Raw genomic sequence first — 26,304 nt, 5'->3', positions numbered from 1 at the left:
CCATGACATATTCACAGCGTTTAACTCACGGCAGCTCTTCAGATATCATATATCTGGAGCACCAGATTGGCGTTGCAGAGGATGAATTGGCAAAAGCCAAGGAAGAGCAACAGGCATACGAAAGGGATTTGAACCAGTTAAGTGAAGTGCAGAATAGGATTGAAACCATTCGCACCCGTCTGAAGAGCTTGCAAGAGGAATTAGGCAAACTCGAAGATTAATAGGAATAGTTTGACATTTGGAGATACACATGTTGTAATAAGCCTGAGCAATTTGCAGGGGGACTGTTCGCAGTTGAGAAGGTTAAAACCTGACCCTTTGAACCTGTTAGTTAATACTGACGTAGGGAGCAAATGACATGTACTCATGTTATTTTTTGCCCTTGCCGAAATTAGGACAAGGGCTTTTTGGTGTGTATATTTCATAACAGGAAGCAATAGCGGGATTGCAGATGGGACAATATGATTTGGACAAAGGAGAACTGATCATGTCATTTTCAAGAACGTTAAAAGACAAGTCCATAACCGTATGGGAAGATGGATACAATCATCCTTTTTTACACGAGATGGGGAAAGGCACACTGGATCAGGAAGCGTTTAAGTTTTATCTACTCCAGGACTATACATATCTGATTGAATATGCGAAGATTTTTGCGATGGGTGCAGTGAAGGCTGCGGATGAAAAACTGATGACGAATTTTACGGTTATTCAACACGCTATTCTGTACGAAGAAATGGATTTGCATCGGAATTACATGAATGAATTTGGGATAACGCTGGATGAACATCATACTGTCAAACCATCTCTTTTCAACAAGGCATATACGTCAAATATGATGAGTGTTGCTCAAACAGGCGGGGTTGCCGAAATCATCGCCGTCATTTTCCCTTGTGCGTGGACGTATTACGACTATGCCACAAGATTAAAAGAACAATATCGGGATTCATTAGAGGGTAATTTCTATCAGACTTGGATCGAAAATTATGCAAGTGATGAATTCCGCGACTCATTCGAATGGTTCTATGATACACTGGATGCATTATGTGAACATAAAACCGAGCAGGAACTGGAAGCCATTGAGGACATATTCAGAAGAAGCGTTGAATTTGAATATCTGTTCTGGGATATGGCGTATAAACGGAAACTCTCGTACTTCTAATGATGAAATAGACTACAACCAGAGACAAGGATGAACATACAGATGAACAATCGTGGAGAACGCATCTATTTACGATTTTTGAACATGGAGGACGCGGCATCAGTGCTGGATGTACAGCTCCGCAATCGGGCTGTTTTTGAAGAGATTTCGGCAAGTGAACGATCGGAGACATTCTATACGCTGGAGGGTCAGGTCACCCTGCTTGAAGGTTGGAACAAGGCCAGGGAAGAAGGGAAGCGTTATTCTTTCGGAATCTTCCTGAACACGGCAAATGAGCTCATTGGGGAGATCTCTCTGTTCGAGCTTGAACTGGATTCCGCCCAAAAATGGATCGTAGGTTATGTGCTCGACCAGGCGCACAATGGCAAGGGCTACATGAGTGAAGCCCTTGGATTAGCACTGAATTTTGCCGTGAATGATGCGGGAATAAAACGCGTGGAGGCAGGTGCGCTGCCCAACAATGCCGGATCGATCCGAGTGCTGCTTAAGGCGGGCTTCCAGGAGATGGATCGCCAGAATATTAAAATCAGGGGGATATGGAAGGAGCATCTGATGTTTGCAGTGGATTTACGCTAGATGATCAAGATATCGTGACGTGAACCACCGAAATCATCCAGGGGAACTTATGAATAAACGGAAACAAATGTTATTGGACTCTGCTCTTGTGCTCTTTGAGAAACATGGAGTGACCAGCACCTCCATACAAATGATCCTAGATGAGTCGGGTGTGTCCAAAGGAACATTTTATAAATTCTTTAGTTCGAAAGATGATTGTATTCTTGCTATTCTGGAGCAACGTGTACAGGAAGACATGATGATTCGCAAAAATTTGGAGAGTCAAAGCTATGCTTCCGATTTTGATTTACTGGTGGATCAGATTATGATGCCGATGATTTTGCCTGAAAAACAGCGTGTTGTGGAGCTATTCTGGACAGGCTTTTATTCTGGGAAATGTGATGTGGCAAATCTGACTCGCATGCAGTTAAATTGGTTATCGGAAAGACTGGTACAGGTATTTGGCGAAGAATTAAAACCCTTTGCTTTTGAAGGAGCTATTTTTTGTTTTGGCATGGTACATCAAATCTCAAATACGTGGAGAAATTTCCATCTCGACCAACCGGATTGGAGTCATCTTGTGCCAAAAGTGCTGAATTATATTGAAATTTTACTGCGTTCCATGCTGGAAAGACAGGAGCATATTATCGATTTTCCTAGTCTTTCGATGATTGCTCCTGATTCCAAAGACATTGCGCTGGATAAAAACAGCCTGATTGCAGGTCTTCAGAAATTCAGTTATGCCATTCTCCAATCGGAAGTGTCTATTAAAGCGAAAGAACTGACAAAAGGGCTGCTTTGCTTAGTCGAACAGAAAGAGATCAATATTTCCATGTTGGAAGTAACTCTACAGGCATTTCAGACGGAATTTGAATCGGGTTCTCTTCAAGGCGAGGCAGGCAGGATTGTCAAGAATTGCAGATCATATCTCGAACAAATCAGGAGTGTCCCGATGGGGAGCACGAAATGAAACGATAACGAAGTTGAGCTTACTTATGTGAGAAGACTATTATTCATAATTCAATACACAAAAAGCGGCAGATTGGACGTAAAGCATAGGGTCCGGACTGCCGCTTTTTTGTATAAGATACCAAGCACTATACAAGATGCAATTCATGTAAATGCTATTTTTAATTTGTATTCATGGAGACTTTTTGTCTTACAGGCTGTTTGGAATCGTCCTCTGTTGCCTGTTTGGTACGTTTAATGAAGAAGGAAAGTAACAATCCGAGAACAGCAATGCCGATAATGACAACGTAAGCATCATTAATTCCCTGAATCATGGACTCCATTCCCAACTGCTGCTTCGTTAATCCGTTGGCTGCACCCGTTGCAACCATATCTTGCGCATGTGTCATTGTACGACTGGTCATTACACTCACGAGTAATGAAGTACCAACTGCGCCAGCCACTTGTCTAACGGTATTGGATATCGCTGTACCGTGTGGTCCAAGTCGTGGTGGCAGCTGATTCAAACCTGCCGTTTGAATTGGCATCATGAGCAAGGCCATACCAATTCGGCGACCTGTTGACATTAATACCAGGTAGGTGTAGCTGGTAGAATCGGTCAAATCAATGAACCCGATAGTGGTTACGATTGTGATAACCATCCCGATAATCGCCAGCCATTTTGCGCCAAAACGGTCAAACAATCTACCCGTAATCGGCATCAGGAAGCCCATGACAAGCGCTCCTGGAAGCAGCAATAATCCGGACTCCAATGCAGTGTAACCCCGTGCATTTTGGAGGTATAACGGAAGCAGCATCATATCAGCATACATGATCATCGTGATCGCGATATTAATGATCGTGGTCAGAGAGAACATATTATACTTGAAGGCCCGCAGATCGAGCAGGGGATTTGCAGATGCAAGTTGTCTCCATGTGAATAGTCCAAGAGAAACAACTCCTGCTGCAAGGCATATGATGACTTCTGCACTTGACCATCCCAGACTTCCCGCCCGGCTGAAGCCATACAGTAATGCACCAAATCCAATCGTGGACAGCAATACACTGAGTGTGTCGAATTTGGTATTGACTCGTTCCGATACATTCTTGAGGTATACAAACGCAAAACCAATAACGATAACGGTTAGTGGAATCATTCCGTAAAACATCGTTTGCCATGTGTAATTTTCAAGAATATAACCAGCAAGGGTCGGCCCAATCGCCGGAGCGAAAATGATGGCAAAACCGACCATGCCCATTGCGGCGCCTCTTTTCTCAGGAGTGAACAAGGTTAGAATGACATGCATTAACAATGGCATGATAATACCAGCACCGGCTGCTTGAACCATACGGCCTGTCAACAGTGTACCGAAATTGCTCGCAAGGGCAGATATAATCGTACCGATGAGGAAAATAAACATCGAAGCTTGAAATAATTGCCGTGTCGAGAAGCGTTGCATGAAATAGGCCGTGATGGGAATAAGTACACCATTCACCAGCATGTAACCTGTTGTAAACCATTGGGCTGTTGCTGCTGAGATATTAAAATCACCCATCAGCTCCGGAGTTGCCACACTCATTACGGTTTGGTTCAATGTGGCAAGAAATGCACCCAAAATCATAACAAACAGTATGGGGCCCTTTTTTACGTCATCTCTTTCTTTTAATCTAGCCTGGCTCAATCCATTCCATCCTTTCAATCCACACGTGACTAAATTTACAACGTGTTGTATAGTTTACATTGTATCTATTGAATTATATACATATTCCCGAAGAATACAATTTACGATTTTGGGTATTTTCGTTGCTTATTTTACGGAAAAATAAAATATGTAGTCTAATTCGTAAATAAACGACTGATCATTTAAAATTGTAATTTTTAAAATTTGAGGAGGGGATTTTGCGATGAAAAACGAAAAGAAGTCTGCTACAGACCCTCGTATACTTCGTACGAGGCAGTTGATTCGTGATGCTTTTGTAGATCTTTTGCAGGAAATGGACATCGAAAAATTGTCGGTCAATCGGATTGCAGAACGAGCGACGATCAACCGTGTGACCTTCTATCTGCATTATCGGGACATCACAGACATGATGGAGAAAATGGCGGACGAGATGATCGAGCACATTGAACGGATCGTGGACGAGTATGCTCCTCCGTTAGAGGATGCTGCCAAAGACGATGGTTGGCCTGTACTTGTTAAATTGCTTGAACACTTTGCTGACCATTCCAAATTCTATCGTGTTGTTCTTGCCTCCAGACGCACACCCATTTTTACGGAAAGGCTTTTGAAATTGTTAACGAGACTCGTATCGGCCAAGATTGAAAGTTTGGAGATAGGAAGCTCTCTTGCACAAGCGGGTATTCATAAGGAGATCGCCATCTGGTACAGTTCCTCAGCCCTGATAGGAACCATTGTATCCTGGCTTCGCAATGACATGCCCTATGCCCCACATTTTCTTGCCAAACAGTTTTCTTTAATTCGGGCTTATTCTTACAATGATTTGATATAACCAAAAACATCCAACAATAGTCAGGATCAACTATACGCGGATGTCTTTTCAACGGATTATAAGATGGCTATTCATCTGCCGGAGTTCGTAATATCATATACAGCCCAATGAGTGCTGCAAGAGCACCAAAAATGATACCTGACAGTCCATTGTAAAAGGTGGGATCTCCTTTGTATGTGAATGACATAATCGCAGTTTGTGTCAAGGAAAGGGAGATCAAGGATGAGGAGAAATTTGTCAGCTTGATAGCTTCAATGACTGGCTCATTATTCCGTCTCGCCATAATCGCGCCCCCAAGAGATACCGCAATTTCGGTAAAAGTAACGGCAGCTATAATGAAGGCAACATAGTGAGGATAATGTGTTCTGCTGCTTGCAACAAATAATAACTTACTGCAATAAATGATGTACACCACACTTGAAGCGAGTACAATATTGCCTATAAATCGGTATGCAGCGTATTGTTTTTTTAGGATTTCCTCCGGGCTGGAATCATCAAGATTCGAGTCCTCATGTGCTTTTGCTGCGAAATACTTGGCAACAGCAATGCCGATATTATAGAAGGCGTTAATGCATAAAAAGAAAGAGAGGGAGTAGATCCCCAAAAATATTTTTCCAACTGCGATAAGGGCATTAAGTGGAATAGATAATTTTGCAAAGTAGACAATGCGATTATTTTTAACTTTAAAGACAGATTCTCCTCTATTCAATGGACGTATCCAATTCACTGTATCCCTCCCGAACGAACCCATGTGCAAAAAAAATGAACCTCGTGTTCAAGCATACCATAGTAAACCATATGGTCCACGTATTCGGTTTAGACATGTTCATTCCTAGTGATATGGAACTACATAGCAGTAAACCAAATTTCTTCTTAATTTTCAACATTAAATGTACGAGTAGTATAAAAATACACCTTAAATTATACATATTTTGAATTTAGTTCAAAAGTTTCATTTCAAATAATATACGGTTGGTATAAAATTGGTTGTGCGCTGAACTGTCAATTCATGTGCCGACAAAGAAAAATAGTTCGAGAGGCGGTGTTTGGATGTACAAAGAAGTGATTCGTGTTCACGATATAAGCAATTTCCAGTCAAGATCGGAGGAGTTTTTCCCAATTCACTGGTTTCGGAAAATGTTATCGGAGAAACCTGTCTACTATCATGAGGATACGGACACCTGGAATGTGTTCAGGTATGACGATGTTAAGCAGGTACTAAGCAATCATGAATATTTCTCATCCGAAGGCTCAAGAACAACCATATCCGTTGGTGCCAAAAACAAGGAAGGTACACCCCCGGACAAAATGAATATTTCGAGCATTGATCCCCCGCGCCATCAAAAAAGCCGTTCGCTGCTCTCTGCTGCATTTACACCGCGCAGCCTGAAAACTGGGAGCCGCGGATTCGGAACATTGCAACTCAACTGGTCGAGGACATCGAGCTCGATACAACGATCGACATCGTACAAGCTCTCGCAGCACCTTTGCCGTCAATGGTTATGGCTGATTTATTGGGTATCCCGCTAACAGACAGCCATCGCTTCAAAAGCTGGGTAGACATTCTGTTTCAACCTGCAAATAACGAAAATGCAGAGGAAATGGAACTGAAAAAGCAGGTCGCAGCGCAGGAGTATTACCAGTTCCTGTACCCTATTGTCGTTCAGAAACGGACTCAGCCTGGTGACGATATCATTACGGATCTGCTGAAGGTGGATGTGGACGGCGAGAAATTTTCCGATGATGAGGTTGTTCGGACCACAATGCTTTTGCTCGGAGCCGGTATTGAAACAACCAGTCACATGGTATCCAGTACATTTTATTCTTTTCTCTATGATGACCCCAACCTGTATGTTCAATTAAGAGAGAACCCTGAGCTTGTCCCACTTGCAGTGGAAGAGATGCTTCGTTATCGATTTCATAATGCCAAGCGGCATCGGACGGTTAAGAAGGATAATGATCTGTTGGGTGTGCAACTGAAAAAAGGGGATGTTGTCATCTCATGGATGAGTGCGGCGAATATGGATGAGAACGTATTTGAGAATCCGTTCGAATTGAATATTCACCGTCCTAATAACAAAAAACATCTTACCTTTGGAAATGGTCCACATTTCTGTCTGGGTGCTCCACTGGCGAGAATGGAATTGAGTATTGCTTTGACCGCATTTGTAGAAAGGGTGCCCTTTATCGAATCGGTTGAATCATTTGAATTGGAAAACCATCTTACCGTCTCGGCTCCAGGTCAGTCCCTGACCTACTTGCCCGTGAAGATTGGGCACTAGGAGAAAGGCGAATATCATACTTGTCATACAAAAAGCCGAGATTGGATGCCTAACAGCATCCGATCTGCGGCTTTTATATCGTTTAAGCCATTGGCTTTGATTCAACCGTGGCAGAGAGTCAAGGGGATAAATTCGCGCAAGTAGGAGCTGCAGCAATGTTGGCTGAATATATGCTTAAGCTAGATATGATAGTACATATGACAAAACAGCTATTTATGTGACAGAGTAGGGGAAGGATTTCACGGGTTACCATACAAATAGATATGAGAAAATTACATTAGGGGAGGTGCCGATGACTCGACGTGGTCTTCTTTCTGCGTCATGTGCTTATTTTCGTCAGGAGGGGAAAACGACCGGGCAAAATGCTGCTGCTCCTTCATGAGCAAATCGACTTTGTGGTGCAGATGGTCTAACTTTTTATTGTAATGCTTGTAGGTATAGAATCCAATTACAGCCTTGATCGCAAAAAAAATAACAGCTGCCGCAATAATCAAGATATAGTTAGAAGCAATATGCCTGATCCAGCTATTGATTTCATTTATCACGTATAACCTTCCTTTCACTAAAAATGCAGAAATACAGATTACTCTATTCATTGCCTTAGTTACAGGAAAAATTACGTGGAAAATGTTCTCAAATGAGAGCTGAGGTACCAGGATTACACATGGTATCATTGCGTTTATTCCTGTTATTCAGTAAAATTATTTTTAATTTAACTTTTCCAAAGGAGAGCAGAATCGTGCTGGAACTTAGCTTTAACGACCCGGAAAAACTAGTAAGTGTCACTCACGCCTTGTCAACTCGTTCCCGGATTGACATTCTCCAGCTTTTGAATGCAAACAAGCTAAACATTATCGAAATCGCCGAGGCGTTGAACCTGCCAGTGTCGACGGTAGCCAACCATATTAAAGTGCTGGAGGCCGCCCATTTAATACATACAGAAATGCTTCCAGCTTCGCGCGGGGCCATGAAGGTTTGCAGCCGCAATTATGATGATATTCATATTGCCCTGGACAGGGTGAGTTCCTTTCTCCAACGGGATACGAATGTCTATGAAGTTCATATGCCGATAGGGCATTACAGCGATTGTGAGGTTGCGCCAACATGTGGTATGGCGAGCACGGAGGAAATGATTCTGAAGGAAGACGACCCGGCAAGCTTTTATCATCCCAAGCATATTGATGCTCAGATCATCTGGCTGGCAAAAGGGTATCTGGAATATTTGCTTCCGATGGATATTCCGCAAGGTGCAACGATTGAAGCTTTGGAATTGTCCATGGAAATCTGTTCTGAAGTAGCAACCTATAATAATGAGTGGCCTTCGGATATTTCTGTTTGGGTCAATGGCACTGAGATCGGGATGTGGACAAGTCCCGGAGATTTGGGTGACCGCCGTGGCAAACTGAATCCGGCATGGTGGTCTGATGGTTCCACACAGTACGGCATTCTCAAAAAATGGCGTGTGGACGACAACAAGACCATGCTGGACAAAGAGAAAGTTTCGGATGTGTCCCTGTCCGATCTTCATCTCGAGGATAAACACAAGTTAAGATTACGAATTGGAATCCATCCGGATGCAAGACATCAGGGCGGTATGAATCTGTTCGGCAATGAATTCGGAGATCATGAACAGAATATTAAGATGCAGGTAAAGTATACGATGAATGCGGGCGATAAGGATGCGAGATATGCCAAATAACGGTACCTCATCTATCGTGAGTATCGAGCGTTTCAAACCTCACTTGTTTCATCTGGAGCAGGGCGAGGGCTTATTCAAGTCCCATTCACATGCTTATGACGAACTCACACTTATACTGGATGGAGAAGGGTATTACAGTTCGCCTGAGCAGAATGTCAAAGTGGGTGCGGGTGACCTCATTATGATTCCGCCAGGGCTTCATCACGGTTGTGTGTGGGCACCGGAAATCCATTTTTTGAATGAAAAATGGTACATATATTATACGGCTAATGATGGTGGAGGGGACGATTCACGGCGAATTTGCGTACTGGAGAATGAAAGTTTAAATCCTATGGAAGGTGACTGGGTATGGAAGGGGGCACTGGAAACTCCTGTCCCCGGTCTGGATGGCACCGTGTTGAAGAGGGGGAGCGTGCTCTATTTTTTGTACGCAGGTTATGGTCATTTTCCGGACTATGGGTCAGCGATCTATATTATGCGGATGTCTGACCCTTACTCTATAACGGGATGGACCAAATCCTTGCAGCCTGTTTTTCGAAAAAGTATTGAAAATAATGTATATGCCACAGGGCACAACAGTTTTACAACGTCACCGGATGGTCTGGAGGACTGGATTGTATATCATGCTCTTCCTGCACCGGGTGCAGATACGGGTTTACGGGCAACGCGCATTCAAAAATTTGAATGGAACGGCGATGGTTCACCTGATTTTGGTGTGCCTTTCAGCGATGATCATGCGCTTCAACTTCCATCGGGAGAGTGAAACCTAAGGCTCGAGAATTGTGTATAAGTGTGCCTATAGTTACAAATATTTTGTAATTAAAAACAAAACAAGTAAATAATTTGATGGAAACGCGTGCGGTCATTCATGGAATAAAGCAATACTTCTACTGTCATTGAATTCATGTGAATTGTATTAAATCAGCGGTATTTCAGCTATTTTACAGTTACTCATTTCGTTTTCTTATGTTTCTTGTAGAAAAACAATCAGGAATGGCAAATGCAATTTGTTACAATAAATTAAATTGAAAACGTTGACATCTAATTATTGTGTAACTATACTTTGATTCGAATACAGAACATTACTATTCAGATCAAAAACGTTCTGGGGAGGATTTCAAATTCGTAGCGGGGGGATGGATATGTTCGGATCATTCCCAACGATTATTCAGCCTATCCCTATAAAACAGATGCCACGCTGAACGTTTGCATGTCAGCCAATCCCAGCATTCCGGACATGAACAATCAAGCCGTGCAAAAGCAAGTGGAGCAATTGACCGGTATTAAAGTGAACTTTATTACACCGTCCGTTGGACAGGAGGCGGATGCCTTTACTCTGATGATCTCATCCGGCGAGCTTCCCGATATCATTATCAATCCCGAACGTTACCCTGGGGGCTTGAGGCCGGATAGAATGACGGCGCTTATATGGATCTCACTGATTTTTTGTAAAATGAGTATACTTCGGTTCAATCAAAGACTAATAGGAGTGATTTTACATGAATAAAGAGAAGATGTTACAGACACCCCGCCCGGAATACCCTCGCCCTCAGTGGGTGCGGAGCAATTGGACCAATCTTAACGGAACCTGGCAGTTTGAAATGGATCATGGAAAAAGCGGAAAAGAACGCGGCTATGAGCAGTCCGGGCATCATCTCGCTGGAACGATCACCGTCCCATTCTGCCCAGAAAGCAAGCTGTCCGGTGTGGCATATACCGATTTTATGGCGGCGGTATGGTATAAACGGGAATTCTCTATTCCAGATAACTGGATGAACGGACGCATTTTGCTTCATTTTGGCGCTGTTGATTATGAAGCGGAGATCTGGGTCAACGGAAAAGCCGTTGGTAAGCATCGGGGTGGCTACTCACCCTTCCATTTTGACATCACATCCCATGTCTCATCGGGTACAAATGTAGTCACGGTGTATGCGGAAGATGATGTGCGTTCTGGGCGCCAGCCGCGAGGCAAACAGAGCGAACAATTCCATTCACATGGCTGTGATTACACCCGGACTACGGGGATCTGGCAGACCGTGTGGCTGGAGCAGGTGCCAGAGGTGTATCTATCCGACATGAAAGTCGTCGCTGATCCGGATAATTCATGCGTGCACCTGGAAGCGAATATATGCGGTAACGCTGCTGGAGGTGAACTGACTGCAAATGCCCGCTTTGAAGGAAAGGATGTTGGGTCGACAACGGCGGTTGTTCATGGTCCTTCGGTGAAGCTTACCGTTCCATTATCCGAGATCCATTTATGGGAGCCGGGGCATGCCAAACTGTATGATCTGGAACTGAAGCTGAATGGTCAGGATCAGACCAGCGATACGGTTGCTTCGTATTTTGGACTACGGACGGTAAGGCTGGATGGTATGGCGTTTCGTATCAATGAGAAATCCATTTTTCAGCGGCTCGTGCTGGATCAGGGATTTTACCCGGAAGGCATCTATACGGCACCCAGCGACGAGGACCTGCGCAAGGATATCGAAATCTCTATGGAGCTTGGCTTTAATGGGGCGAGATTGCACGAAAAGATGTTTGAGCCGCGTTTCCTGTATTGGGCCGACCAGCTAGGCTACCTGGTATGGGGAGAACATGCCAACTGGGGACTGGATATTACAACGACCGAAAGTTTAGCCCGGTTCCTGCCGGAATGGATGGAAGGTATGGAACGTGACTTCAATCATCCATCGCTTATCGGTTGGTGTCCGTTCAACGAAACATGGGATCGTGGTGGGACGCGTCAGGATAACGACGTACTCCGTATTGTCTATGAGATGACTAAACGAATGGACCCGACACGTCCTGTCATTGATACCAGCGGTAACTTTCATGTGGTGACAGATATCTTCGATTTGCATGACTATGATCAGAATCCGGAAACGTTCCGTGACAGATATGAACCGATGAAAAGCGGCGGGGAAGTGTTCAATACGTTTCCGGAGCGGCAGACGTATGAAGGGCAGCCTTATTTTATCAGCGAGTACGGTGGTATCTGGTGGAACCCGGATCAGCAAGATGAGAATGCTTGGGGATATGGAGATAGACCCCAATCCGAAGAGGCTTTCATTGCGCGCTACGAGGGATTAACCAATGTCCTGCTGGACCATCCAAAGATGTTCGGGTTTTGCTATACCCAGCTGTATGATGTGGAACAGGAAGTGAATGGACTGTACACCTATGACCGACGTCCCAAATTCGACCCGGAAATCATTCGTCGAATCAATTCCCGCAAGGCTGCTATCGAGGATTGAACGTTGAAGAGTTAGTTACGTGCTTGATTCATAATCCGATAGGAGAGGGAGCGTGACTGTAGATGAAAATCATGAATTACAGGAGCAAATTGTTGCTGGCCTTATGTGCATTTCTTATTTTTCCAATGGGACAGACGACACATGCAGCTACCGTTCAGAATAACTTCTATAATGTGGTGATGCAGGATGGAGCTGATCCATGGGTTTACAAGCACACAGACGGATTCTACTATTTCACCAAAACGACAGGCGGAGACGTTACCATCTGGAAGTCAGCACAATTAACAACCGTTGATGCGGCTCCAACCACGGTTGTAAATACCGGCTGCTGCGGCATCTGGGCCCCTGAGCTTCATTACATCAACGGTGCATGGTATATCTATTATGCCAAGGATGATGGAGATAACGTCAATCACCGCATGTATGTTATGGAGAATACATCAGCTGATCCCACACAGGGAACCTGGCAATACAAAGGACAGATTACGGACCCAACCAACAAATGGGCCATCGACGGGACGGTATTACAGGTGAACGGACAGCTCTACTTCCTCTGGTCGGGATGGGAAGGAGATACGAATGTACGGCAGAATCTGTATATTGCCCATATGAGCAATCCCTGGACCATCGATTCGAATCGTGTGGAGATTGCTCGACCAACCTACACCTGGGAAACCAATCATTCTCCGAATGTAAATGAAGGACCGCAGGTAATCGTTCGAAAGGGTGTCATCTTTCTTGTGTACTCGGCAAGTGGCAGCTGGACCAATGATTATTGTCTGGGGCTTATTACTGCCAACACCTCAAGCAATTTGCTGAATCCGGCATCCTGGAGCAAGCGCAGTCAGCCTATCTTCCAATCCGGTAACGGCCTTTACGGCCCGGGTCATCATTCCTTTACCAAGTCTCCTGACGGGACCGAGGACTGGATCATGTACCACACAGCAAAATTCAATAATTCCGGATGGAATCGAGAAATCCGCATACAGAAGTTCACCTGGAATGCCGACAATACCCCGAATTTGGGTGCACCTGTGAATCCCAATGTTCCTATTGCCTTGCCTTCGGGAGAAAAGCCGGTCGTTCGATATGAAGGAGAAGAGGGAACTTATGGCGGGATCGCTTACGCTTCCCAAAGTCCTTCCGGTTCAGGAGGCATGAAAGCTGGACATATTGATACTGCGGACAGCTATGTGGAATTTAACGTCAATGCAGCGACTGCTGGCCAGTATGTTCTCCTGGCGAGGACGGCGAATGGCACCGCAGGTGGCAACTGGTCCAACCTGCTGCTGAGTGTAAATGAAGGCATGGCCAGCCCTTTCTACATCACGAACAAGGGATGGGAGAACTGGGGACTGTCTACTGCGAGAATTCAGCTGAAGGCTGGTGTGAACAAAATTCGCTTCTCCAAAGGTGAAGGATATGGAGAACTGGACTTTTTTGATATCAAACCTGCAAATTAGAAAATTAAAATCCGATCCCAACCCTGCCAGTGTCCCATATGGACCTTGGCGGGGTTTTAATGTTGTAAAATTGAAACTTCATTCCATTCATATTCAGTTCATAAAAGTACGTTATTCTTCCCCTATAAACGATATGGGAGGAACCACAATTGAACAATACAGAGCAAAGAGCAACAGGCAATGACCTTGGAGAATGGGCGATCGAAGCACAAGGACTCATGAAAACGTTTGGAGATAAACATGCAGTGGATGGTGTGAATTTGAATGTAAAGGCGGGTACAATCTACGGCGTACTGGGTCCAAATGGAGCAGGGAAAACAACAACGATTCGAATGCTGGGCACGCTGCTCCGGCCAGATGGAGGATCGGCCAAAATATTTGGCCATGATGTGGTGAAGGAGTCACATATCGTACGCCAGCTGATTGGACTCACAGGACAATATGCATCCGTTGACGAGTCACTTAGTGCCAATGAAAACTTGATGATATTTTCACGGCTTCTGGGCCTTGGCCGCGCAGAATCCAAACGCAAAACAGCTGAGCTTCTCGAAGAATTCGGCTTGACGGAAGCGGCGAAACGTCCGATCAAAGGGTTCTCGGGAGGGATGCGCCGCCGTCTGGATCTGGCAGCAAGCCTTATTGCTCAGCCGCCGCTGATTTTTCTGGATGAACCGACGACTGGACTCGATCCACGGACACGTGCACAGATGTGGAATACGATCCGGCAGTTGGTCAAAACAGGTTCAACAGTGCTTCTGACGACACAATACCTTGATGAAGCAGATCAACTTGCCGATCGTGTTGCCGTAATCGATCAGGGTCATGTTGTGGCAGAGGGCACGGTGGATGATTTGAAGGCTTCAGTTGGTACTGCATCACTTCAGCTGCGCATCCAGGAACCGACACGGATTGAACACGCTCGGCAGATTGTGGAGCAGATCCTTCGGACAGAATCCAGTGTATCGGCGGAAGCAGGGAAGATTACTGCACCTATGGCGAATGCGAATATTGCAGCAGATCTACTGATCGCCTTCCGTTCCGCAGGCATTGATCTGGCAGAGATGAGTGTCCAGAAACCTACACTTGATGAAGTGTTTCTGACCATTACAGGCCAAGATGCGAGTGGCCATGCGTCTCAAACATCTCAAGAATCTCAAAAATCAAATGCAGTAAAGGAGTTGCGAGCATGAACAGTTCAATAGCGAAACAAAACCCAAGTCGGAAGCTGAGAAAATACACAAGCTTTGGGCAAACCGTCCGGAATTCCTTAACGATGGCTTATCGTGGGATTTTGAAGGTTCGGCGTACACCAGAGCAGTTATTTGATGTTACACTACAGCCGATCATTTTCACCTTGATGTTTACGTACATTTTTGGCGGTGCGATCTCGGGAAATATTCAAGCTTATTTGTTGGTTATTATTCCGGGTATACTGGTCCAGACGGTAATTACAAGCTCCGTTGTTACGGGGGTGCAATTGCGTGAGGATATGGATAAAGGGGTATTCGACCGGTTCAAATCGCTGCCTATAGCTCGTATTGCGCCACTGGCTGGAGCATTGCTGGCAGACACGATTCGATATACCATTGCAACGTTCCTTACCTTTACGATTGGCTATTTATTGGGATATAGCCCTGCAGGTGGACTAGGCCATGTCGCTTTGGCAGGATTGCTGGTTATTATATGCGCTTGGGCAATCAGTTGGATATTTGCTTTTCTCGGTGTTATTGCTCGTACAGCTTCCAGTGTACAGGGGATTTCTATGCTCGTGCTGTTTCCGCTCACCTTTGCTTCGAACGCTTTCGTTCCGGTAGATACGATGCCGAATTGGCTTCAGTGGGTTGTCAATGTCAATCCGATATCACATCTGGTCTCAGCTGTACGGGAGTTGGCGAATCAAGGGACAATGGGAACCGATCTGGTGACTAGCCTTGCCGGAGCTGCGGTCATTGTCGCCATTTTTGCACCATTGACCGTACGGGCATATATGCGTAGAACATAATTGAAAGTCATGAAATTTTGCTGAAACGTGTTGGATGTCAGGAAAGAGACGTATGCCCGCAGGGCATAAGGTCTCCTTCTTGACAGAATGTGAAGTATAAGGCAAGGTTGAAAAAATGGAGGTGGTCACATTGACAAGCATATTGGTCGTTGATGACGACCCGCATATCCGAGAGCTGGTAGGACATTTTTTGCAGCAGGAAGGTTTGCATGTAATCGAGGCTGTTGACGGACTGGATGCACTGCGATTACTCGCTGACCATAAGGTCGACCTGGTCGTTCTCGATATTATGATGCCGGGTATGGATGGATGGGAGCTGTGCCGTCAGTTGAGAGAGCAGACGGATTTGCCGCTCCTGATGTTAACGGCAAAAGGGGAAACTTCGCAGATCATTAAAGGATTTACACTTGGGACGGATGATTATTTAGTGAAGCCTTTTGACCCGCTGGTACTGGTCGCACGGGTGAAGGCCTTGTTGAAACGATATCGTATTATGACTTCACAAGTGATACCCCTTGGAGAACTTGTTCTGCGGCGTGATACGTATGAGTGCAGGCAGGGGGATCAGGATATTGTGTTGCCACGCAAGGAATTTGAACTGTTGTTTACTCTTGCGAGCTATCCTGGCAAGACCTTTACCCGGGATCAGTTAATCGAAAAGATCTGGGGTTATGATTATGAAGGGGACGAGAGAACGATTGATGTGCATATCAAGCGTCTTCGTGAACGGTTTCCGGAGGAAGAGCATGCTTTCGTCATTCGTACCATGCGAGGTTTGGGCTATCGTCTGGAGGTAAGGCAATGAAGCAGGGGCCCGGATTTCTTCATGTTGCCAGAAATTTCATTCTGGTATCTCTGGCCCTGTTTGCCTGCTGGACAGCGGCATTCTACATTACCAAGAGTGCGTATGCCTATATTTCGTGGAATCCGCATGATTTGATTAGTTTACTCATCAATGCCATGCTCGGATTTATTTTTTTTGGATTATTCATTGTCATTATCGGCCCGCTGGTCAAAGGTAGGGAATATGACTTCCTACACGAGATGATTCAGGCGTTAAGAAGTATTTCCCGTGGCGATTTTCGTGTAAATCTGGATTCGGCTTATGTGAAAAGAAACGGAAGGCCAGGACATAATCATCCGTTAGCCGAGCTGGTAGATAGTATTAACGATATGGCAGCGAACCTCAAAGTGATGGAAGATCTACGTCAGGAGTTCATCTCGAACGTATCACATGAGATCGGATCACCGCTCACGTCAATCAGCGGGTTCGCCAGAGCGTTGAAAAATAAAGATATGGATCAGGAGAAACGGGAAAAGTATCTGACGATCATTGAGACCGAATGTGTCCGTTTGTCCAGACTCAGTGATAATTTGATGAAACTCGCCGTTCTGGATTCAACCGAGCATGCATCTCATAAAACATCTTACCGATTGGATCGGCAGCTGGTGACTCTTGTTCTGGCTTGCGAACCCCAATGGGATGACAAAAAAATTGATATGAACGTAGAGCTGGAAGAAGTTGAAATTTTTGCTGACGAGGACTTGATGATTCAGTTATGGATCAACCTGATTCATAATGCAATCAAGTTCACACCAGAAGGTGGAAAGATTGATATTTTCCTTACGCAGAGTGAAGACAAGGTGAGTGTTCGCATTACGGACAGTGGTCCCGGTATCACCAAACAGGATCAGCTTCGCATATTCGAACGATTCTACAAGGTGGATCAATCCCGTACACGTTCCATGGGAGGCAGTGGGCTGGGTCTGTCCATCGTGCATAAGATTGTGGAGATGCATGATGGCACCATCTCTGTGTTTAGTGAGCCGGGAGAAGGTGCAACATTCACAGTACAACTTCCGGCCCATTCAGCCTAAAAAGAATGCCATAAAGGGTAATCGATGGACGTTGTCTGTCAATTACCCTTTTTATTTCAATGAATTCGGCTTTTTTTGTACAAAATAAAAGATACAAGTGATAATTTACAGGGAAGCCAAACCCATAAGGCCGTAAGGAGTGAGCATTGTGCTGATATCTTCCACTCACCAAAAGCATCTGATTACCCTAATGAATTCATTCCCGATACAGCCAAAGTATACAAAAGCACAACTGCTGATTAATGATCTGAAATTAAGCTCTTCGGGAGAGATTGAGATATTCTATTCTCCGCATAATGAATATATCAATCCTTCCGCAAAAGTCATGCTTGTAGGCATCACACCAGGGTGGCAACAGATGGAGATTGCTTATAGAACGGCCATCCAAGCTCTGAAGGAACATCATTCATACGAACAAGCCTGTAAAGAAGCCAAAATAGCGGCAAGAATGGCCGGCTCCATGCGTACCAACTTGATTCAAATGCTCCAGGAGATAGGGCTGCATGACTACTTAACAGTGCCCCATGTGCAAAGGCTTTTTGGAGCAGACTGTACATTGTTACATACAACTTCCCTGATTCGATATCCGGTCTTCGTGAATAAGCAAAATTACAATGGACACCAGCCTTCCATTACTAAAAATGAATTTTTGTATCAATCTGTACTTGAGTCATTTCTGCCTGAATTGGAACAGTTAAAGCATCCTCTTATTATTCCATTAGGAAAGTCGGTGGAGGCTGTACTTCATCAATTGCTTGATGAACATCGGATAGACAATGGGAAAATTTTATGGGGATTCCCTCATCCATCTGGTGCCAACGGCTCTCGTGTGACACAGTTTCTTCATAACAAGGCGGGGATGCAGAACATTCTGAGGGGATGGCGTAATTAAATTTCTTACGTGCTTCTTGCTTTTTACAAATTCAATAATAGTATAATGATTACGACTACATGACATGGAAACAGGAAAAGAGGAAACAAATGCCTACAATACTAGTTGCTGACGATGATCCGAATATTCGGGAGCTCGTCTGTTTATTTTTGAAAAATGACGGATTCGAAACGGCAGAAGCTGCGGATGGCAAGGAGGCACTGACCGTTTACGGCTCAACACATGTCGATCTTGTTGTGCTTGATATCATGATGCCTATCATGGATGGTTGGACGTTATGCAAGGAGCTGCGAAGAGCCAATCCTGATCTTCCGTTGCTCATGCTGACGGCGAGAGGGGAGACCTGGGAGAAAGTGAAGGGATTCGAACTGGGAACCGATGATTATCTGACGAAACCGTTTGATCCGTTGGAGCTCACGGCTCGTGTTCGAGCATTACTGAAACGATACAAAATCGGCTCCACGCAGACGATCCATTTCGGCAACGTCATCCTGGATCGACAAACCTACAAGGTGACAAGCGGAACAGAGTCGCTTACGTTGCCGCTGAAGGAGTTCGAATTGCTCTATAAACTCGCTGGAACACCCGGACAAGTCTATACACGTGAGCAATTGATCGATCAAATCTGGGGTATTGATTACGCCGGTGATGATCGAACGATAGACGTACATATTAAACGCCTGCGTGAACGGTTCGCAACAACACCCGATTTTCGGATCGAAACGGTGCGAGGTCTGGGTACCGGCTTGAGGTTTACGAATGATTAGATCGTTATATATCCGTGTGGTCCTGACATTTCTGGTCTCCGTCATCGCCGGCACAGTCATTTCTTTTTTTATGTCCACGATGATATTTGAAGATCAATTGAATGAAAATGCTCAAATTAACATACGTAACTTCGGCCAAGATGTCGTGCAGATTTACAAGACCCTTCCATTAAGTGAAGCAGAATCGTTCGTGAGTGGAATGAAGCTACTGAATTCATATCATATTCGAATTTACGATGCATCGGGTAAGTTCCAGTCGTATGGAAAGCTTAACGGACATAAATCGGCCACGGTGACGAAAGAGCAACTAAAGAAAGTGTTAGATGGAGGCGTAGTCCAGGACAATCCGAACGGTATTGCAACAGTTCTTTTAGGTTTACCGGTGAAAACGGAAATGGGAGACGAAAGCAATGTTTTTTGAGACGCTCTCTCCACCTTCTTCCTTGTTTGTCGTCCAATGGGCTTCGATCTTTGCAACCTGTTCATTGCTTGCAGGAAGTATTATCATTCTGATTGCTTCCGTATTTCTGGTTAGACCGATCAAAAAACTGACAAAGGCGACCAAACGGATCGCTGCTGGAGATTTCAATGTTAAGCTGAATATCAAGCAAACCGGAGAACTGGGGACGCTGGCACGAAGCTTCGAAGAAATGATGCATGATCTGCAGCAGTTGGAGCAGATGCGCAGGGAATTTGTAACGAATGTGTCACACGAGGTTCAATCTCCGCTTACTTCGATATCCGGTTATGCTCAAGCACTGAAACAAGTCAATCTCGCAGATCATGAACGAAGTCGTTATCTTGATATTATAATCGCCGAGGCCAAGCGGATGTCTAAAATGAGTGATAATCTGCTCAAGCTCAGTGTGCTCGAATCGCAGTCACAGCAACCGCGACTTAGCACACTGAGCCTGGATGAACAGATCAGGCGGGTCATTGTAACTCTCCAGCCACAATGGTCTTCACGCAATATTCATTTTGAACTGGATTTACAGACCGTTAAAGTTACGGCTGATCACGACCAGTTGAACCAGGTATGGACGAACATTCTCAGCAACGGTATCAAATTTTCCAAGGATGGCGGCGTAATTGACGTCGATATCAAGCAGGATGCCAAAAATGTATCCGTACGAATCTCCGATACGGGCATCGGAATTCCTCTCGAAGACCAGAAGCGTATTTTTGAACGATTTTTCAAGTCGGATCGTTCTCATAGTCGCAAGTATGGCGGTAGTGGTATGGGGCTTGCCATTGTTAAACAGATTGTATCGCTTCATCAAGGTGATATTGAGGTGGAGAGCGAAGTGGGTCAGGGAACGACCTTTATCGTTTCATTGCCAATCACGCCACCCACCGATATTTAGACATACAGGAGAGATGAATGTATAGAACAGAATATTACACTGGATTATGTTTTAACCGAATTTTCAGGCCACGTTTCACATACAAGCTTCCTTGTATGTGAAACGTGGCCTTTTTTGTTAGTTCATACTCCGTTCATATTGTCGTCATGGTGACCGTCGTGATTCTACCCAGTTATGAAACAGCCGTACCAGCACTAGATTTTAAGCCGCTTATCTCAGAGCTGACTCCATATTATAAAGTGGTCGTGGTTGAGCCTTTTGGTTACGGATTGAGCGATCAGACCGAAAAGGAACGCAGTACGGCAAATATCGTAAGTGAAATTCATGAAGCTTTACAGAGTCTCCATATCGAGCGTTATATCCTTATGGGTCATTCCATTTCGGGAATTTATGAAGGAAATCCAATAATGTGTTCACGGAAATTTATCCGCCAATGACGTCACCGTAATTATTAATTTATTTGCTTGTTCATATTCAGTTCATATTGACGTCACGGAGAGTACATTTTCATTAGTTAAGATTTCATTAATGGCAATGAAGCAAGCCTAACCAACAGTTCAAGACAGGAGAAGATGAGAGTGACACAACCAGAAGAAAAGAAAGCGAAGAATGGATCGAAGGCCAAGAAAGTACGAAACATGATACTTAAAATACTAGGAGCAATCGTAATCGCCATTGTTTTGTTTCTAGGTATTGTTTATATCACGAATGTGATTAGTAGTCATTCGGAGGCGAAAAAGATAGAGCCCTACGGTCAGCATGTATCTGTAGACGGGAAAAATATGAATGTGCTCATTCAAGGTGAAGGCAAGGAAACGATTGTGCTTCTGCCCGGTTTTGGAACAGCAACACCAGCGCTTGATTTCAAGTTGCTTATTGATGAATTAACTCCATATTACAAAGTTGTGGCGGTTGAGCCATTCGGTTATGGATTAAGTGATGAAACTGAAAAGGAAAGGACCACAGAGAATATCGTAAGTGAAGTTCATGAAGCTCTGCAACAACTTGATATTCATCAGTACATGCTCATGGGTCACTCTATTGCAGGCATTTACGGTATTGATTATGTGAACAAATATCCGGATGAGGTGACTGCTTTTGTCGGTATTGACAGTAGTGTCTCCACCCAACCAAGTATTACAGATGCGAAGTTCCCATTAAAAACGTTTGCTCTTCTCAGAAATACAGGTCTCTTAAGATTAATGATGAAAGTGAGTGCAGACCCCTATGAGGGACTTGCATTTGATGGTCAGACGGTTGAGCAAATGAAAATGATCTCGAATAAAAACATGTATAATCCCACGTCATTAAACGAGATGGATCATATTTATTCCAATTTTAAAGGTGCTCAAGGTTTAACTTTCCCTAAAGATCTTCCACTTCTTCTCTTTGTACAAGCGAATAATGAAGGTGTAGAAGGATGGATACCGCTGCATGAAGGGCAGATAAAGGATTCCGTACATGGGAAAGTTATCACAATGGATGGTTCACATTATTTACACCATACTCAATTCAAAAAAATTGCTGAAGACGTTAGAGCTTTTATGAACGAAGCGAAGTAAATATGGTGTAGATGTACATTCTTTAACTTAACAGGTGTGCATGAACGAATATGAGAAACCGTCCTGCGGGGCGGCTTCTCCATAATATATCTAATTCGGACGATGTCCGTGATGAAAGAGAGAGGCATTCAAAATGAGATTATTTGAAATACTTTTAGTTTTATCCTGTTTCGCTTTACTCGTAGATCTATTGTTTATTAAAAGAAGTGCAAAGAAAACAGGATTGGGTTTGGGGATCGGAAGTAGCGTTATACTCGTAGTTCAATTGTTGGTTGAGGGATATAGATGGCAGTTGCTTGTGGTATATATCATGACGGCTCTATTCATACTTATTGTTTTACTCAGACATTCCGAAAAGATGATCAATCTAAAAATAGGAAAGCTGTTGAAATATAGTTTATCTTCCCTAATTGTCATTCTGCTGGTTGCTTCTACTGCCTTGTCTGTATACTTACCTGTCTTTAATTTGCCGAAGCCGGATGGTCCAGAGAAAGTGGGTACTCAAACCTTTCATTTTACGGACCAGAACAGAGACGAAGTCTTAACTGAAGATCAAAGCGACAAGAGGGAACTAATGGTTCAAGTCTGGTATCCTACTGAGAACATGAATAACAACAAGCGTGACACGCTGTTTCCAAATAATAAAGAAATGTTCAAAAAGTATATTCAGAGCTTCTCTGCTTCTTTAAAACTGCCCGAATTTTTGCTCGACTACTTGAAGTATAGTCAAACCAACTCTTATGAAAATGTAGAAATATTACCTTCCACAAGTCCTTATCCCGTGGTACTGCTATCTCATGGTATGGGAACCAGTAGAATTCTACAAGCATCACAGGCGGAGAGTCTGGCCAGTCATGGGTTTATCGTAGTAACAATCGATCATACGTACAGCACCTTCGCTACCCTTTTTCCGGATGGCCGTGTAACGGGCTATACAACAAAGATGACAACCATAGATGATCGTACAAAAATCGGGGATATATGGACAAAAGACGTGGAGTTTGTAATCAATCAAATCGAAAAGCTGAATTCAGGTGCAATTGAAAGTCAATTCAAAGGGAAAATTGATTTAAATAACATAGGCGCGATGGGGCATTCTTTTGGGGGTGCAACGGCATTTAATGCAACGTATTTAGATCATAGAATCAAGGCCGGGGTCAATATGGACGGGTCACTAAATGAAGTGGAAAACAGAGATGATATAAACAAGCCGTTTATGTTCATCAGATCGGGAGGTTTTAAAGACTGGTTAGTCAATTTTGAAAATGATAGAAATTCGGATAATGAAGTCAATAAATTTCTCTCAGATGAGCTGCACATTATGAAAAATGTTATTGAACACGGGGGAAATGTGATTTATGTAGAAGGAACCCAGCACTTCAATTTCACGGATCTTCAATTCTATTCGGAGTTGATTAAGCTGTCGGGCATTACAGGAGACATCAATGGTAAAAGAGGAGCAAACATCGTAAATCAATATGTACTCGATTTCTTTAATAAGCAATTGAAAGGAACGGGTGGAGATCTGATTCAGGGGCCGAGCGACTTGTATCCAGAGGTGAAATTTATAGATCCAAAAGAACTTTAATCAACCAAAACATTAAAATCAGGAGATGATGTGAATGGGACGACAAAAGGGAAAAAGAACTTCAATCGCTGCGTTAACCCTGGTGTTAACGATGTTAGCTCCGATGTCAGTAATGGCCACACCAGCTGCCGATAACAGGAGCAATCTTTTGTATGAACCAACCAAGAAAACAGTAGCGGAGAAAGCCAAGATCCTTACCGAGACGTACGGTACGACCAGTGTGCAATATGCATTAATCGATGGTGGAGAGATTGTGGTGTCCGGTCAAACGGGCAAGAACGATCTAAAGGACAAGATCCCGCTTACTTCAAATACCATCTATGGCATAGGATCAACTAGCAAAATGGTGCTTACAGCGGCTGTGATGAAGCTGGTTGACGAAGGCAAGGTTGATTTGGATAAGCCTGTTGTGAACTATATCCCTGACTTTAAAATGAAAGATCATCGCTACACACAAATCACACCGCGCATGCTGTTAAATCATTCTTCCGGTCTGCTGGGCAGTACTGGCAGCAATGCCACATTGTACGGAGATAATGATACGTATTCACATGATAACTTTCTGGAGCAATTGGCGAACCAAAACCTGAAGGCAGATCCCGGCGCATACTCGGTGTATAGTAACGACGGCTTTACGTTAGCCGAGATTATGGTTGAACGTGTTAGCGGCTTGAGCTTTACGGCTTTTATACACCACTATTTTACGAAGCCTCTGGACATGAAGCATACCAAAACACCACAGGATATCGTTGACCCAACAGATATGGCTGGAATCTATTCTCCTTTGGTTGACGGTCAGCTTCCCAAGAGAATTATAATATCATCGCTACTGGAGGCATTTATTCCACCGCTGAAGATCTTGTGAAATTTTCACAAATCTTCACGGGCGACGTGGAAGGCATTCTTTCCAGTAAGTCGATAGAAGCTATGGCGCAAGAAGAATACAAAAGAGGCATGTGGCCGGAGGATAGCGATACGTCTATATCTTACGGGCTAGGGTGGGATAGTGTGAATTTGTACCCATTCAGTGAATATGGCATCAAAGCAGTAACGAAAGGTGGAGATACGATATCGTATCACTCCTCATTAATCGTATTGCCGGAATACAATCTGGCTGCAGCCGTTACTTCATCTGGAGGGACAAGTGCCAAAGATCAGTTCATTGCGAGTGAATTATTGCTCAGCGCACTTGAGGAAAAGGGCATTATTACAGAACGAAAGCCGGAAAAATCTTTTGGCTTGCCCGTGAAGGCTGATATACCCAAAGAAATATCCGCGTATGCCGGTATATATGGTGGCAATAATTCGGTTAAGAAGATCGAAATGAATCATGCTGGACAAATGACTGTATCCACACTCACTGCTCCGAGTAATCCGGCTCAAACATACACATATACAGCGGACGGTACTTTTGTTAACGATGAAGGCACAGAAAAGTTGAAATTTGTTACGGAGAAGAACGGAAGTACGTATCTGTGGTCTCGATCTTATATATCCTTGCCAGGACTTGGTCAGTTGGCTTTCTCAGAATATAAAGCGGAGAAGCTGGAAGCCAATGAGTTATCCCAGGATATTACCGCCTCATGGGAAAAACGTGAAGGTAAAAGATATTACGTGGTGAATGAGAAATATACATCAACGGTGTATCTCCATTCATCACCAATCATTCCGATCAACTCGAATAAAGAGACGCCAGGGTACATGTCCAATAATAAGATTATTGGAGCAAATGAAGCAGTTACAGAGCTGCAAATCCCTGGCATGGCTGGACGTGATACAAAGGAAATTTATTTCTCTCAAAAGAACGGTGTAGAGTACATTACAGCCTTAGGTAGCGTATACGCCAGTGAGGAAATTGTACAACCACTCTATTCGGGCAAACAATCTGTAACTACGATTCAAGCAGACGGTTATGCCAAATGGTATTCTGTACCCGCAATGGTGAAAGGAAAAGTCATGACGGTAAAAATGCCTGAAAATGGCGCTTTCGCCGTATATGATCAAAAGGGTGTATGTATTAATCACACCGTGGTTAGCGGTAAGAATGAGGTTATTTTACCAGAAAACGGCCGCATTGTATTTGCAGGTAACGTGGATTCCACATTTGAAATTTCATTGAAATAGATGAATTCTAGTAAGGTAGCATGCTGAAGGTAGCAAGAACATGAACAGAAAAAAGTTGCAGAATGGTATTATCCCCTTTAAGTAGACAGCCGGCTAAATAGTCGACTGTCTTACGGTTAAGCTAAGGGGCAGGTTAACGCTATATCATAAATTCTCACATGTGATTGCTTCCTGAGGATTGCAAAACCATGGAAATAGGGGAGTTTAAAATAGATGTTGTGCCGTAGTTAGTTTTATGAAAGGAAGGTATAGGGGG

At 44.1% G+C, this 26,304-nt stretch carries 20 protein-coding genes, 5 pseudogenes and 1 riboswitch; of the genes and pseudogenes, 22 read left to right on the top strand and 3 right to left on the bottom strand.

All coding sequences use genetic code 11. The annotated features are described in order from the left end of the window. Nucleotides 1–2: 2 nt before the first annotated feature. The 4 genes from ACTWJ7_RS20515 (at nt 3) to ACTWJ7_RS20500 (ending at nt 2,684) form a co-directional block, all read left to right on the top strand. A complete protein-coding gene (locus ACTWJ7_RS20515) occupies nt 3–221 on the top strand; it encodes a hypothetical protein (protein ID WP_301878762.1) in 219 nt (72 codons plus the stop codon). Between the two features lie 46 nt (nt 222–267). Beyond that, a riboswitch (TPP riboswitch) is annotated at nt 268–366 on the top strand. A 121-nt stretch (nt 367–487) separates the two neighbouring features. Then, nucleotides 488–1,159 (top strand): thiaminase II, encoded by a 672-nt coding sequence (gene tenA, locus ACTWJ7_RS20510; protein ID WP_301878761.1) that lies wholly within the window; start codon nt 488–490, stop codon nt 1,157–1,159. 42 nt (nt 1,160–1,201) lie between these two features. After that, nucleotides 1,202–1,735, top strand: coding sequence for a GNAT family N-acetyltransferase (locus ACTWJ7_RS20505; protein ID WP_301878760.1), 534 nt, complete (start codon nt 1,202–1,204; stop codon nt 1,733–1,735). Between the two features lie 49 nt (nt 1,736–1,784). Then, nucleotides 1,785–2,684, top strand: coding sequence for a TetR/AcrR family transcriptional regulator (locus ACTWJ7_RS20500; protein ID WP_301878759.1), 900 nt, complete (start codon nt 1,785–1,787; stop codon nt 2,682–2,684). Nucleotides 2,685–2,844: 160 nt separating this feature from the next. On the opposite strand, the gene ACTWJ7_RS20495 is transcribed toward ACTWJ7_RS20500, so the two are convergent. Next, the gene (locus ACTWJ7_RS20495; protein ID WP_094938594.1) at nt 2,845–4,284 is read right to left on the bottom strand and encodes a DHA2 family efflux MFS transporter permease subunit; all 1,440 of its coding nucleotides are present in this window, start codon (nt 4,282–4,284) and stop codon (nt 2,845–2,847) included. A 283-nt stretch (nt 4,285–4,567) separates the two neighbouring features. On the opposite strand from ACTWJ7_RS20495, the gene ACTWJ7_RS20490 reads away from it, so the two are divergent. Then, entirely contained in the window at nt 4,568–5,173 is a 606-nt protein-coding gene (locus ACTWJ7_RS20490; protein ID WP_024634363.1) for a TetR/AcrR family transcriptional regulator, read from the top strand. Nucleotides 5,174–5,240: 67 nt separating this feature from the next. On the opposite strand, the gene ACTWJ7_RS20485 is transcribed toward ACTWJ7_RS20490, so the two are convergent. Further along, nucleotides 5,241–5,900: a hypothetical protein gene (locus ACTWJ7_RS20485; protein ID WP_024634364.1), complete on the bottom strand. Its 660-nt coding sequence runs from the start codon at nt 5,898–5,900 to the stop codon at nt 5,241–5,243. 323 nt (nt 5,901–6,223) lie between these two features. On the opposite strand from ACTWJ7_RS20485, the pseudogene ACTWJ7_RS20480 reads away from it, so the two are divergent. Then, nucleotides 6,224–7,455: pseudogene (locus ACTWJ7_RS20480) on the top strand (cytochrome P450). 272 nt (nt 7,456–7,727) lie between these two features. Here the strand turns inward: ACTWJ7_RS20480 and ACTWJ7_RS20475 are convergent. Beyond that, nucleotides 7,728–8,000, bottom strand: coding sequence for a hypothetical protein (locus ACTWJ7_RS20475; RefSeq protein WP_301878755.1), 273 nt, complete (start codon nt 7,998–8,000; stop codon nt 7,728–7,730). A gap of 194 nt (nt 8,001–8,194) precedes the next feature. Between ACTWJ7_RS20475 and ACTWJ7_RS20470 the strand changes: the two genes are divergently transcribed. The 16 genes and pseudogenes from ACTWJ7_RS20470 to ACTWJ7_RS20395 all read left to right on the top strand — a co-directional run bounded on the left by ACTWJ7_RS20470 (nt 8,195) and on the right by ACTWJ7_RS20395 (nt 26,048). Further along, nucleotides 8,195–9,154: an ArsR/SmtB family transcription factor gene (locus ACTWJ7_RS20470; protein ID WP_301878754.1), complete on the top strand. Its 960-nt coding sequence runs from the start codon at nt 8,195–8,197 to the stop codon at nt 9,152–9,154. Then, nucleotides 9,144–9,917 (top strand): family 43 glycosylhydrolase, encoded by a 774-nt coding sequence (locus ACTWJ7_RS20465; RefSeq protein ID WP_079344397.1) that lies wholly within the window; start codon nt 9,144–9,146, stop codon nt 9,915–9,917. Before ACTWJ7_RS20470 ends, ACTWJ7_RS20465 begins: the two co-directional genes overlap by 11 nt. 474 nt (nt 9,918–10,391) lie before the next feature. Next, nucleotides 10,392–10,661 carry a hypothetical protein gene (locus ACTWJ7_RS20460; RefSeq protein WP_443145829.1) on the top strand — a complete coding sequence of 90 codons (270 nt, stop codon included), beginning with the start codon at nt 10,392–10,394 and terminating at the stop codon, nt 10,659–10,661. Continuing rightward, on the top strand, nt 10,654–12,408 hold the full coding sequence (locus tag ACTWJ7_RS20455; protein WP_301878752.1) for a glycoside hydrolase family 2 protein: 1,755 nt from the start codon (nt 10,654–10,656) through the stop codon (nt 12,406–12,408). The genes ACTWJ7_RS20460 and ACTWJ7_RS20455 overlap by 8 nt, the downstream gene beginning before the upstream one ends. A gap of 62 nt (nt 12,409–12,470) precedes the next feature. Further along, nucleotides 12,471–13,871: a family 43 glycosylhydrolase gene (locus tag ACTWJ7_RS20450; protein WP_301878751.1), complete on the top strand. Its 1,401-nt coding sequence runs from the start codon at nt 12,471–12,473 to the stop codon at nt 13,869–13,871. A gap of 218 nt (nt 13,872–14,089) precedes the next feature. After that, nucleotides 14,090–15,061 carry an ATP-binding cassette domain-containing protein gene (locus tag ACTWJ7_RS20445; protein WP_301879536.1) on the top strand — a complete coding sequence of 324 codons (972 nt, stop codon included), beginning with the start codon at nt 14,090–14,092 and terminating at the stop codon, nt 15,059–15,061. Continuing rightward, on the top strand, nt 15,058–15,873 hold the full coding sequence (locus ACTWJ7_RS20440) for an ABC transporter permease (protein WP_301878750.1): 816 nt from the start codon (nt 15,058–15,060) through the stop codon (nt 15,871–15,873). Before ACTWJ7_RS20445 ends, ACTWJ7_RS20440 begins: the two co-directional genes overlap by 4 nt. Nucleotides 15,874–16,003: 130 nt before the next feature. Continuing rightward, a complete protein-coding gene (locus tag ACTWJ7_RS20435) occupies nt 16,004–16,678 on the top strand; it encodes a response regulator transcription factor (RefSeq protein ID WP_301878749.1) in 675 nt (224 codons plus the stop codon). After that, nucleotides 16,675–17,751, top strand: a complete 1,077-nt coding sequence (locus ACTWJ7_RS20430) for a sensor histidine kinase (protein ID WP_301878748.1) — start codon at nt 16,675–16,677, stop codon at nt 17,749–17,751. Before ACTWJ7_RS20435 ends, ACTWJ7_RS20430 begins: the two co-directional genes overlap by 4 nt. A gap of 148 nt (nt 17,752–17,899) precedes the next feature. Continuing rightward, a complete protein-coding gene (locus ACTWJ7_RS20425) occupies nt 17,900–18,643 on the top strand; it encodes a hypothetical protein (RefSeq protein ID WP_301878746.1) in 744 nt (247 codons plus the stop codon). Between the two features lie 89 nt (nt 18,644–18,732). After that, nucleotides 18,733–19,406, top strand: a pseudogene (locus ACTWJ7_RS20420) (response regulator transcription factor). After that, nucleotides 19,403–20,774 (top strand): annotated as a pseudogene (locus ACTWJ7_RS20415) (ATP-binding protein). Before ACTWJ7_RS20420 ends, ACTWJ7_RS20415 begins: the two co-directional pseudogenes overlap by 4 nt. Before the next feature lie 146 nt (nt 20,775–20,920). Continuing rightward, nucleotides 20,921–21,166 (top strand): annotated as a pseudogene (locus tag ACTWJ7_RS20410) (alpha/beta fold hydrolase); the annotation flags it as partial. Nucleotides 21,167–21,352: 186 nt separating this feature from the next. After that, a complete protein-coding gene (locus ACTWJ7_RS20405; protein WP_301878744.1) occupies nt 21,353–22,336 on the top strand; it encodes an alpha/beta hydrolase in 984 nt (327 codons plus the stop codon). A 133-nt stretch (nt 22,337–22,469) separates the two neighbouring features. Then, the gene (locus ACTWJ7_RS20400; protein WP_301878743.1) at nt 22,470–23,924 is read left to right on the top strand and encodes an alpha/beta hydrolase family protein; all 1,455 of its coding nucleotides are present in this window, start codon (nt 22,470–22,472) and stop codon (nt 23,922–23,924) included. A gap of 34 nt (nt 23,925–23,958) precedes the next feature. Then, nucleotides 23,959–26,048 (top strand): annotated as a pseudogene (locus ACTWJ7_RS20395) (serine hydrolase domain-containing protein). Nucleotides 26,049–26,304: the final 256 nt, after the last annotated feature.

It is taken from the genome of Paenibacillus sp. 1A_MP2 (genome assembly GCF_052244825.1).
Classification (GTDB): Bacteria; Bacillota; Bacilli; order Paenibacillales; family Paenibacillaceae; genus Paenibacillus; species Paenibacillus vandeheii.
Note: the sequence above shows the minus strand (reverse complement) of the source record. Positions and strands in the feature narration are given on the sequence as shown.